Raw genomic sequence first — 10387 nt, forward strand, 5'->3', positions numbered from 1 at the left:
GCCACGCATGGCTGAATGATCCACCGCTTTCGCGAGCAAGCCCGCTCCCACACAAGCCGGCTCCGCAGCTAGCAATCAGTGCGTACGCGCGACCGCAAACTCACTCAGCTCAACCAGGGCATCCCGGTATTCGCTGGCCGGCAGGGCTTCCAGGCACTTGATGGCGCGGGCCACGTAGTCACGCGCCAGTTGTGCGGTGTATTCCAGGGAACCCGACGCTTCCACGGCGCCACGAATGGCCTCCAGGTCTTCGATGCCGCCTTTCTGGATCGCCTTGCGCACCAGTGCAGCCTGTTCCGGCGTGCCTTCGCGCATGGTGTAGATCAGCGGCAGGGTCGGCTTGCCCTCGGCCAGGTCGTCACCGACGTTCTTGCCCAGTGTCTCGGCGTCGCCCTTGTAGTCGAGCAGGTCGTCTACCAGCTGGAACGCCACGCCCAGGTGATCACCAAAGGTGCGCAGGGCTTCCGACTGTTCGGCGGTCGCGCCACACAGGGCGGCGGCGCTGTGGGTCGAGGCTTCGAAGAGCATCGCGGTTTTGCCGCGAATCACTTCCATGTAGGTTTCTTCGGTGGTGCTGGCGTCGCGGACCTTCGACAGCTGCAACACTTCGCCTTCGGCGATGATGCGCGTGGCCTGTGAAAGAATCTTCATCACCGGCATCGAACCCAGTTCGACCATCATTTCGAACGAGCGCGAGTAGAGGAAGTCGCCGACCAGCACGCTCGGCGCGTTACCCCACATCGCATTGGCGGTCTCGCGGCCACGGCGCATGCCAGACATGTCGACCACGTCGTCATGCAGCAGGGTCGCGGTGTGCAGGAATTCGATAGTGGCGGCCAGCAGGCGCAGGTCATCGCCTTCGCGGCCCAGGGCCTTGCCACACAGCAACACTAATAAAGGACGCAGGCGTTTACCGCCCGCCGACGTAATGTAGTCGCCAATTTTGGAGACCAGCGGCACTTTAGACGTCAGCTGCTGCTTGATGATGCCGTCGACGGCGCTAAAATCGTCCGCGACCGCGCGGTAGAAAGCTTGGGGTTGCATCAGCGACAGTCGCTCCAGAAGGGTTGCGCGGCATGCTAGGACCCTCACCCCCGGGTGTCAAGGCGCGATAGACGGCCCCTTGCAACACGTCAAAGCCTTGCGTACAATCGCGCACCCTGAACTTCCTGGGCAGCACCTGCCTTACGCAATTGCATTCGGGACGTCCATCCCATGCAGCCATGCCAGCCAATACCTCTTCTTATAAAGCGCTGGGTGAGCAGGATTATCGGAGAAATACCATGTCGTACGCAGTAATTGTTACTGGTGGCAAGCAATACAAGGTCGCCCCAGGTGAATACCTGAAGATCGAAAAACTGGAAATCGCTACCGGCGAATCCGTTACCTTTGATCGCGTTCTGTTGGTCGCCAATGGCGATGACGTGAACATCGGCGCTCCAGTTGTTGCTGGCGCTACCGTTGTGGCTGAAGTGATCTCCCAAGGTCGTCACGATAAAGTCCGCATCATCAAGTTCCGTCGTCGTAAGCACCACATGAAGCGTATGGGCCACCGCCAGTGGTACACCGAGATCAAAATCACCGGTATTCAGGCTTAATTTCAGCCTAATTCCTCACTAGGAGAATTGACTCATGGCACACAAAAAAGCTGGTGGTAGTACCCGTAACGGTCGCGACTCAGAAGCCAAACGCCTTGGCGTTAAGATGTATGGCGGCCAGAAAATCATTCCGGGCAACATCATCGTGCGTCAGCGCGGCACCCAATTCCACGCCGGTTACGGTGTTGGCATGGGTAAAGATCACACCCTCTTCGCTAAAATCGAAGGCGTGATCAAGTTTGAAGTAAAGGGCGCTTTCAACCGCCGTTACGTGAGCGTTGTCGCCGCTTAATCGCGCGATCGCTGGAAAAGCCCTGTCTCGCGACGGGGCTTTTTCGTTTGTGGAGTGAGTCTCTTGCAAAGCTGTTTGTGATGGGCTCAGGCGCTGGATTGGCGGTCGTTGTTTGAGGTCGCTGCGCTCATTTTTGCAAGAGTCTTATGTCTTGGTTTCTTAAGCTCGTCCATGCGACGAGAGGCGTTTTGTTATGAAGTTCGTTGATGAAGTTTCCATCCGAGTAAAAGCAGGCGACGGCGGTAACGGTTGCATGAGTTTCCGTCGCGAAAAGTTCATCGAAAACGGTGGCCCAAACGGCGGTGACGGCGGTGACGGCGGTTCCATCTACATGATGGCCGACGAAAACCTCAACACCCTGGTCGACTACCGTTACACCCGGCACTTCGATGCCGAGCGCGGCTCCAACGGCGGCAGCACCGACTGCACCGGTAAAAAAGGCGAAGACCTGGTACTGCGTGTACCGGTCGGCACCACGATCATCGACTCCGCTACCCAGGAAGTGATTGGCGACCTGACCAAGGCCGGCCAGAAACTGATGGTTGTGCAGGGCGGCTGGCACGGTCTGGGTAACACCCGATTCAAGTCCAGTACCAACCGTGCACCACGCCAGACCACGCCGGGCAAGCCGGGCGAGCAGCGTGACCTGAAGCTGGAAATGAAAGTACTCGCTGACGTAGGCCTGCTGGGCTTGCCGAATGCCGGTAAAAGTACCTTCATCCGCTCGGTGTCTGCGGCCAAGCCGAAAGTCGCCGACTACCCGTTCACCACCCTGGTGCCGAACCTGGGCGTGGTCAGCGTAGACCGCTGGAAAAGCTTCGTGGTCGCCGACATTCCCGGTTTGATCGAAGGCGCTTCCGACGGCGCTGGCCTGGGGATTCGCTTCCTCAAGCACTTGTCGCGTACCCGCTTGCTGCTGCACCTCGTCGACATGGCGCCGCTGGATGACACCAGTGCTCCAGACGCCGCCGAAGTGATCGTCAGCGAGCTGACCAAGTTCAGCCCGGCCCTGGCCGAGCGTGATCGTTGGCTGGTGCTGAACAAGTGCGACCAGATCCTTGAAGAAGAGCACGAAGAACGCGTCAAGGAAATCGTCGAGCGCCTGGAGTGGACCGGCCCGGTCTACGTGATCTCGGCCATCGCCAAAGAAGGCACCGAGCGCCTTTGCCGCGACATCATGCGCTACCTCGAAGACCGTGCCGACCGCCTGGCGGCTGACCCGGTATTCAAGGCAGAGCTGGCCGAACTCGATCAGCAGATCGAAGACGAAGCCCGCGCTCAACTGCAGGCCCTGGACGACCAGCGTGCCCTGCGCCGCAGCGGCGTGAAGTCGGTCCATGACATCGGCGACGATGATTGGGACGAAGAAGACGTGGATGATGAAGACGGTCCGGAAATCATTTACGTGCGCGACTGATTCGTTGCAGTAAACTTAAGCGCCGCTCACTCGAGCGGCGTTTTAGTATCTGGAAATCGGTCACCACGAATAACGTTATGGGTCGCGCTGGGTCGCGCGGCACTCACACTAAGGTTGAAGATGATGCGGAGCAAAGTGACAGGTGCGCAGCGTTGGGTCGTTAAGATCGGTAGCGCGCTGCTGACGGCGGATGGCAAAGGCCTGGATCGCGCAGCAATGAGCGTCTGGGTCGAGCAGATGGTGGCCTTGCATGAGGCCGGTGTCGAGTTGGTACTGGTGTCGTCCGGGGCGGTTGCCGCCGGGATGAGCCGCCTCGGCTGGACCGCGCGACCCAGCGCGATGCACGAGCTGCAAGCCGCCGCCGCCATCGGCCAGATGGGCCTGGTGCAAGCCTGGGAATCCAGCTTTGCCGAGCACGGCCGCCACACGGCGCAGATCCTGCTGACCCACGACGACCTGTCCGACCGCAAGCGCTACCTCAACGCCCGCAGCACCTTGCGTGCGTTGGTCGAACTCAAGGTCATCCCGGTGATCAACGAAAACGACACGGTGGTCACCGACGAAATCCGTTTTGGCGACAACGACACCCTGGCTGCGCTCGTAGCCAACCTGGTGGAGGCCGACCTGCTGGTGATCCTCACTGATCGCGATGGCATGTTCGACGCCGACCCGCGCAACAACCCCGATGCCAAATTGATCTACGAAGCCCGTGCCGACGACCCGGCGCTGGATGCCGTGGCCGGCAGTGTCGGCGGTGCCCTGGGCCGTGGCGGCATGCAGACCAAGCTGCGCGCGGCACGCCTGGCGGCACGTTCGGGGGCGCACACGATCATCGTCGGTGGGCGCCTGGAGCGCGTGCTGGATCGTCTCAAGGCCGGTGAGCGCATCGGCACGTTGCTGTCGCCGGAACGCGGCATGCTCGCGGCGCGCAAACAATGGCTGGCCGGTCATCTGCAAACCCGTGGCACGCTGGTGCTCGATGATGGCGCGGTGTCAGCCTTGTCCCAAGGCAACAAAAGCCTGCTGCCGGTAGGCGTCAAGCTCGTGCAGGGCAGCTTTCGCCGTGGCGAGATGGTGGTGTGCGTGGCGCCCGACGGTCGCGAGATCGCCCGTGGCCTGGCCAACTACAGCGCCCTTGAAGCGCAGAAAATCATTGGACAATCGTCAGATGCGATTGTCGGACTATTGGGTTACATGGCCGAACCGGAACTGGTTCACCGCGATAACCTGATCCTGGTCTAACCAAAGGAACCACACGATGCGTGTCATGAAGGGATTGCTCGGCCTGCTGTTGGCCATGCCGCTGCTGGCCTCGGCTGAAGAAATTGGCCAGGTGTCGACGGTGTTCAAGTTCGTCGGCCCCAACGACCGGATTGTGGTCGAAGCGTTTGATGACCCCAAGGTCGATGGCGTGACCTGCTACCTGTCGCGCGCCAAGACCGGCGGCGTAAAAGGCGGCCTGGGCCTGGCCGAAGACCGTGCCGAAGCGTCGATCGCCTGCCGTCAGGTAGGCCCGATCCACTTCAAGGGTGAGCTCAAGGACGGCGATGAAGTGTTCAAGGAACGCACCTCGCTGGTGTTCAAGACCATGCAAGTGGTGCGTTTCCTCGACAAGAAGCGCAACACCCTGGTTTACCTGGTCTACAGCGACCGTTTGATCGAAGGCAGCCCACAGAACGCCGTCACGGCGATTCCAATTTTGCCCTGGCCGACGGCGCAATAACCGGCGGGCGAGTTTTTCAATCGGCGTCTATGATTGCAGGCTTGCGGGCTGTAATCTCGAAATGCCGCAACGCGAAGAACATGGGATATCTGGAGTTCGTCATGAGTGCTTTCCACGACCTGAAACTCAAAGCTTTAGACGGTCATGAGCTGCCGCTGGCGCCCTTCAAGGGGCAAGTAGTGCTGGTGGTAAACGTGGCCTCCAAATGTGGCTTGACCCCGCAGTATGCGGCGCTGGAGAACCTCTACCAGCAGTACAAGGACCAGGGTTTTACCGTGCTGGGCCTGCCGTGCAACCAGTTCGCTGGCCAGGAGCCGGGTAGCGAGGAAGAAATCCAGGCATTCTGCAGCCTGAACTATGGCGTGACATTTCCGTTGGGCAGCAAGCTCGACGTCAATGGTCATGATCGCCATCAGCTCTACCGCCTGCTGGCGGGTGAGGGGGCCGAGTTTCCTGGGGATATCACCTGGAACTTCGAAAAATTCCTGCTGGGCAAGGATGGCCGCGTGCTCGCGCGCTTCTCACCGCGTACCGCGCCGGATGACCCGACGATCATCCAGGCCATCGAAAAAGCGCTGAGCTGATCATTCGATAAGGTTGCTGTTGTGGTGAGCGGGCGTGCCCTGCGCCGGGCTGCGAAGCAGCCTTTCAATCTCACCACTTTTACCCCTTAATCACCCAAATCAATAGTGCTGTTCAGCACGTCGCACTCTCCATATTATCCACATCATAAATCCCTCTGCCGTGGAGTGCTCCCATGCCTGTCCAAGCCTTGTTCAAACCCTTCCAGCTCGGTGCACTGCAGCTGACCAGCCGCGTGGTCATGGCGCCGATGACCCGTTCGTTTTCGCCGGGTGGCGTGCCCAACGCCAACGTTATCGAGTACTACCGCCGTCGCGCCGCCGCTGGCGTCGGCCTGATCATCACCGAAGGCACCGTGGTCGGCCATCAAGCCTCCAACGGCTACCCGAACGTCCCGCACTTTTACGGTGAGGTCGCGCTGGCCGGCTGGAAAAAAGTGGTCGACGCCGTGCACGCCGAAGGCGGCAAGATCGTCCCGCAGCTGTGGCACGTGGGCAGCGTGCGCCGTATCGGCACTGAGCCTGATGCCAGCGTGCCGGCCTACGGCCCGATGGAAAAACTCAAGGACGGCAACGTCGTCGTCCACGGCATGACCACCCAAGACATTAAAGAGGTGATCAACGCGTTCGCCCAGGCCGCCAAGGATGCGCAAAGCATTGGCATGGACGGCGTGGAGATCCACGGCGCCCACGGTTACCTGGTCGACCAGTTCTTCTGGGAAGGCACCAACCAGCGCACCGACGAATACGGCGGCAGCCTGGCCAACCGTTCACGCTTTGCCATCGAGCTGATCCAGGCCACCCGCGCTGCGGTGGGCCCGGACTTCCCGATCATCTTGCGGTTCTCCCAGTGGAAGCAGCAGGACTACACCGCACGCCTGGTGCAAACCCCAGAGGCCTTGGGTGAATTCCTCAAGCCGTTGTCTGACGCGGGTGTGGATATTTTCCACTGCTCCACCCGTCGTTTCTGGGAGCCTGAATTCGAAGGTTCCGACCTCAACCTGGCCGGCTGGACCCGCCAGCTCACCGGCAAGCCGACCATCACCGTCGGCAGCGTTGGTCTAGATGGCGAGTTCCTGCAGTTCATGGTCAACACCGACAAGGTCGCGCAACCGGCCAGCCTGGAAAACCTGCTGGAACGCCTGAACAACGACGAGTTCGACCTGGTTGCCGTGGGCCGTGCCCTGTTGGTGGACCCGGATTGGGCGCTGAAGGTGCGCGAAGGCCGCGAGGGCGACATCCTGCCGTTCAGTCGTGAGGCGTTGACGACGCTGGTGTAAGGCTCGCCTGTTCTGACGTCATCGCGAGCAACCCCGGCCTCCACAGTGGAATGCATTTCCCAGTGGGAGCGGGCTTGCCCGCGATAGCGCTCTGACAACCAACACGCCTGTCAGATCAAACGCGACGCCGCTGCAATCACCGGCTGCTCGCCGCACACCCCACGGAGTTGTCGCTCAAACTGCTCGATAATCGCCGGCCAGCCCTGGCGACTTGCGTGCTGGCGCGCATTCAAGCGCATGCGACGCAAGCTCTCCGCATCCTCCAGCAGCCAATTGGCCGCATCGCAGAACGCATCCTCATCCCCCGGCATGGCCAGCACGCCGTTGTAGCCATGGCGAATGTGTTGGGTCGCGGCCGCCTGGTCATAGGCCACCACGCCCAATCCCGAGGCCATGGCTTCCAGCACCACGTTGCCGAAGGTTTCGGTCAGGCTGGGAAACAGGAACACATCCCCCGACGCGTAATGCCGCGCGAGTTCTTCACCGCGCAAAGTGCCGCAGAAAATCGCCTCGGGCAGTTCCTTTTCCAGCATCGCCCGTTGTGGGCCATCGCCGACAATGATCAATTTCATCTGGCGCAAGGGGTAGGTGTCCTGCAAGGTGTCGAAGCAGCGCTTGAGCAGCCCCAGGTTCTTTTCCTGCGCCAGCCGGCCTACGTGCAGCACGGCGATTTGCTCACTGTTCAATGCCCAACTTTCCCGCAATGCGTTATCGCGTTTGGCCGGGTGGAACAATTGGCTGTCGACCCCTCGGGACAACATCCCCAGGCGCTCGAAATGCCGGCGTTCCAGCTCCAGGCGTTGGCTGGCGCTCGGCACCAGCGTCAGCGTCGAACGGTTATGAAACCAGCGCAGATAGTGGGTGACCATGCGGCTGAGCAGGCTCAAGCCGTATTGATTCGAGTACTGCTGGAAATTGGTGTGAAAACCGCTGACAACGCTGATCCCCAGGCGCCGTGCCGCGCGCAAGGCAGATAAACCCAGCGGTCCTTCGGTGGCGATATACAACACGTCCGGGCGCTGGCGGGTCCAGCGCCGCAGCAACTTGTGCATCGACGACTGGCCCCATTGCAAGCCTGGGTAACCCGGCAGCGGCCAGCCACGGCACAGCAACAACTCGTCATCGCTGGGGCGGGTCTGGTCGGCACCTTGGCGTGGGCGCACCAATTCGACCTGATGGCCGCGCGCGCGCAAACCCTCACACAGACGGCCAAGGGTATTGGCCACCCCGTTGATCTCCGGCGGGAAGGTTTCAGTAATCAGGGTGATGTGAAGCGAGGCTGTCGTCATGACCCACAGTGTCACCGTGGGCCATGTCGTCATTGTGTCATCGGGATGATGGATTTATGACTTGGCGACAGTCTGCTGCGCCATGGCCTCGGCACCTTGCTCGCGCACCCAGAACAATGTGGCGCCGGCCACTGCGGCCGGCATCATCAGCAGGTTGACCACCGGCACCAGCAGTACCAGGTAGACGATGCCGCCGAAACTCATGCTCTGCCAGCGTTTCTGGCGCAGCCAGGCGAGCATTTCGTTCCAGCCCAGCTTGTGGTTGTCCGCCGGGTAGTCGATGTACTGGATCGCCATCATCCATACGCCGAACAGCAGCCAAAGCGGCGCGGCAATGAGGTTGACCACCGGAATGAACGACAGGATAAACAGGCCAATGGCGCGTGGCAGGAAGTAGCCCAGTTTGCGCATTTCCCGGGCCAGGGTGCGTGGGACCATCGCGATCAACTCGCCCCAACTGAACGCAGGGAAGTCATCGGTGCCGCGCACCACCACTTCGACTTTCTCGGAAAGAAACCCGTTGAACGGCGCAGCGATGATATTGGCCAGCATGGTGAAGGTGAAAAACACCATCAGTACCACCAGCACCACAAACAGCGGCCACAGCAGGTAATTCAGAAAGCTCAGCCAACTCGGCAGCGTCGGCATCAGGTGATCGACCCACAGGCTGAACTGATGGCCGGCGAAGTAGATCAAGCCGACGAACAGCACCAGGTTGATCGCCAGCGGCAGCAATACAAACAGACGCAGGCCGGGGCTCAACACCAGTTTGAGGCCTTCGCGCAGGTATTGCGGGCCGGAAAGAGCAGGGGCGGGCATGGAGAACTCCGAGCAGGATGACGAACGCGCCGACCTTACCGCCTTTGCACGGGAGGTGAAAGCGGCGACATCAACGGTAACAAAGGCGTCGATCAACCGGGTCGACTGCATAGAGACCACCTATGAGCTGGATTGTTATTCCGTATTTCCTTAATCTTGCCCCCCTCGATACGCTGCACCCATTATTTTTCAGGACATGCGAGTTCAAGCCTTCCCCAAGTGCTTCGCGGTCCTTTTTTATTCCAGCCGCCTTGTTGTCCGGGCGGTCGATAGGAGTGAGTCATGTCTGATACCCGTCATTCGCGAGTGATTATTCTCGGTTCCGGCCCTGCCGGTTACAGCGCTGCCGTCTACGCTGCCCGGGCCAACCTCAAGCCGCTGCTGATCACCGGCATGCAGGCGGGCGGTCAGTTGACCACCACCACTGAAGTCGACAACTGGCCGGGCGACGTCCATGGCCTGACCGGCCCGGTGTTGATGGAACGGATGAAAGAGCACGCCGAGCGCTTTGAAACCGAGATCGTCTTCGACCACATCAATAAAGTCGATTTCTCGAAAAAGCCTTACAGCCTGACCGGCGACAACGGCGTGTACACCTGTGACGCGCTGATCATTGCCACTGGCGCCAGTGCCCGTTACCTGGGCCTGCCGTCCGAAGAAGCGTTCATGGGCAAGGGCGTGTCGGCCTGCGCGACCTGCGATGGTTTCTTCTACCGCAACAAGCCGGTCGCTGTGGTCGGTGGCGGCAACACGGCCGTGGAAGAAGCGCTGTACCTGGCCAACATCGCCAGCACCGTGACCCTGGTTCACCGCCGCGAGACCTTCCGCGCCGAGAAGATCCTGATCGACAAGCTGCACGCCCGTGTCGCTGAAGGCAAGATCATCCTCAAGCTCAACGCCACCCTGGACGAAGTCCTGGGCGACAACATGGGCGTGACCGGTGCTCGCCTGAAAAACAACGACGGCAGCTTCGACGAGCTGACAGTCGACGGCGTGTTCATCGCCATCGGCCACACCCCGAACACCTCGCTGTTCGAAGGCGTGCTCGAAGCCAAAGACGGCTACCTGGTGGTGCAAGGCGGCCGTGAGGGCAATGCGACTGCGACCAACATCGAAGGCATCTTTGCTGCCGGTGACGTGGCCGACCACGTTTACCGCCAGGCCATTACCTCGGCCGGCGCCGGTTGCATGGCGGCCCTGGATGCCGAGCGTTACCTCGACGGTTTGAAAGACGCTTCGTTCTAAACCGCTGAAACAAAAAAACCGGCTGCGAGGCCGGTTTTTTTATGCGCAAAATTCAAGCTGCACCACAGTGCTGATGTGTTAACCCGATCACTGTGGGAGCTGGCTTGCCTGCGATAGCGGTGTGTCAGTCACCACCGCTATCG

At 60.5% G+C, this 10387-nt stretch carries 12 protein-coding genes; 9 read left to right on the forward strand and 3 right to left on the reverse strand.

Going from position 1 to position 10387, the window contains the following annotated elements; all coding sequences use genetic code 11:
• Positions 1–75 precede the first annotated feature (75 nt).
• Positions 76–1044: a polyprenyl synthetase family protein gene (locus tag WBB95_RS07865; protein WP_424487056.1), complete on the reverse strand. Its 969-nt coding sequence runs from the start codon at positions 1042–1044 to the stop codon at positions 76–78.
• A gap of 239 nt (positions 1045–1283) precedes the next feature.
• Here WBB95_RS07865 and rplU point away from each other — a divergent pair, with 239 nt between their 5' ends.
• The 7 genes from rplU (at position 1284) to WBB95_RS07900 (ending at position 6891) form a co-directional block, all read left to right on the forward strand.
• Positions 1284–1598 carry a 50S ribosomal protein L21 gene (gene rplU / locus WBB95_RS07870; RefSeq protein WP_003176051.1) on the forward strand — a complete coding sequence of 105 codons (315 nt, stop codon included), beginning with the start codon at positions 1284–1286 and terminating at the stop codon, positions 1596–1598.
• 34 nt (positions 1599–1632) lie between these two features.
• On the forward strand, positions 1633–1890 hold the full coding sequence (gene rpmA, locus WBB95_RS07875; RefSeq protein WP_003176049.1) for a 50S ribosomal protein L27: 258 nt from the start codon (positions 1633–1635) through the stop codon (positions 1888–1890).
• Between the two features lie 193 nt (positions 1891–2083).
• Entirely contained in the window at positions 2084–3307 is a 1224-nt protein-coding gene (cgtA, locus tag WBB95_RS07880) for an Obg family GTPase CgtA (RefSeq protein WP_424487057.1), read from the forward strand.
• Between the two features lie 123 nt (positions 3308–3430).
• A complete protein-coding gene (gene proB / locus WBB95_RS07885; protein ID WP_424487058.1) occupies positions 3431–4549 on the forward strand; it encodes a glutamate 5-kinase in 1119 nt (372 codons plus the stop codon).
• A 16-nt stretch (positions 4550–4565) separates the two neighbouring features.
• Complete coding sequence (locus tag WBB95_RS07890; protein WP_017137940.1) at positions 4566–5030, forward strand: CreA family protein; 465 nt, start codon at positions 4566–4568, stop codon at positions 5028–5030.
• A 101-nt stretch (positions 5031–5131) separates the two neighbouring features.
• Complete coding sequence (locus WBB95_RS07895) at positions 5132–5614, forward strand: glutathione peroxidase (RefSeq protein WP_424487059.1); 483 nt, start codon at positions 5132–5134, stop codon at positions 5612–5614.
• Between the two features lie 173 nt (positions 5615–5787).
• On the forward strand, positions 5788–6891 hold the full coding sequence (locus tag WBB95_RS07900) for an NADH:flavin oxidoreductase (RefSeq protein ID WP_424487060.1): 1104 nt from the start codon (positions 5788–5790) through the stop codon (positions 6889–6891).
• A 110-nt stretch (positions 6892–7001) separates the two neighbouring features.
• Here the strand turns inward: WBB95_RS07900 and WBB95_RS07905 are convergent, their stop codons facing one another.
• Both WBB95_RS07905 and cysZ read right to left on the reverse strand, forming a co-directional pair.
• Positions 7002–8180: a glycosyltransferase family 4 protein gene (locus tag WBB95_RS07905; RefSeq protein WP_424487061.1), complete on the reverse strand. Its 1179-nt coding sequence runs from the start codon at positions 8178–8180 to the stop codon at positions 7002–7004.
• A 54-nt stretch (positions 8181–8234) separates the two neighbouring features.
• Complete coding sequence (gene cysZ / locus WBB95_RS07910) at positions 8235–8999, reverse strand: sulfate transporter CysZ (RefSeq protein ID WP_424487062.1); 765 nt, start codon at positions 8997–8999, stop codon at positions 8235–8237.
• Between cysZ and WBB95_RS07915 the strand changes: the two genes are divergently transcribed.
• Together WBB95_RS07915 and trxB are read left to right on the forward strand one after the other, a co-directional pair.
• Positions 8998–9153: a hypothetical protein gene (locus tag WBB95_RS07915; protein ID WP_424487063.1), complete on the forward strand. Its 156-nt coding sequence runs from the start codon at positions 8998–9000 to the stop codon at positions 9151–9153. The genes cysZ and WBB95_RS07915 overlap by 2 nt on opposite strands.
• Before the next feature lie 128 nt (positions 9154–9281).
• The gene (trxB, locus tag WBB95_RS07920; protein WP_424487064.1) at positions 9282–10244 is read left to right on the forward strand and encodes a thioredoxin-disulfide reductase; all 963 of its coding nucleotides are present in this window, start codon (positions 9282–9284) and stop codon (positions 10242–10244) included.
• Positions 10245–10387: the final 143 nt, after the last annotated feature.

The organism is Pseudomonas sp. (assembly GCF_049645325.1).
Lineage (GTDB): Bacteria > Pseudomonadota > Gammaproteobacteria > Pseudomonadales > Pseudomonadaceae > Aquipseudomonas.

Coding starts and splice junctions, on each gene's coding strand:
- WBB95_RS07865 (WP_424487056.1), bottom strand. CDS start 1,044: ATGCAACCCCAAGCTTTCTACCGCGCGGTCGCGGACGATTTTAGCGCC.
- rplU (WP_003176051.1), top strand. CDS start 1,284: ATGTCGTACGCAGTAATTGTTACTGGTGGCAAGCAATACAAGGTCGCC.
- rpmA (WP_003176049.1), top strand. CDS start 1,633: ATGGCACACAAAAAAGCTGGTGGTAGTACCCGTAACGGTCGCGACTCA.
- cgtA (WP_424487057.1), top strand. CDS start 2,084: ATGAAGTTCGTTGATGAAGTTTCCATCCGAGTAAAAGCAGGCGACGGC.
- proB (WP_424487058.1), top strand. CDS start 3,431: ATGCGGAGCAAAGTGACAGGTGCGCAGCGTTGGGTCGTTAAGATCGGT.
- WBB95_RS07890 (WP_017137940.1), top strand. CDS start 4,566: ATGCGTGTCATGAAGGGATTGCTCGGCCTGCTGTTGGCCATGCCGCTG.
- WBB95_RS07895 (WP_424487059.1), top strand. CDS start 5,132: ATGAGTGCTTTCCACGACCTGAAACTCAAAGCTTTAGACGGTCATGAG.
- WBB95_RS07900 (WP_424487060.1), top strand. CDS start 5,788: ATGCCTGTCCAAGCCTTGTTCAAACCCTTCCAGCTCGGTGCACTGCAG.
- WBB95_RS07905 (WP_424487061.1), bottom strand. CDS start 8,180: ATGACGACAGCCTCGCTTCACATCACCCTGATTACTGAAACCTTCCCG.
- WBB95_RS07915 (WP_424487063.1), top strand. CDS start 8,998: ATGGAGAACTCCGAGCAGGATGACGAACGCGCCGACCTTACCGCCTTT.
- cysZ (WP_424487062.1), bottom strand. CDS start 8,999: ATGCCCGCCCCTGCTCTTTCCGGCCCGCAATACCTGCGCGAAGGCCTC.
- trxB (WP_424487064.1), top strand. CDS start 9,282: ATGTCTGATACCCGTCATTCGCGAGTGATTATTCTCGGTTCCGGCCCT.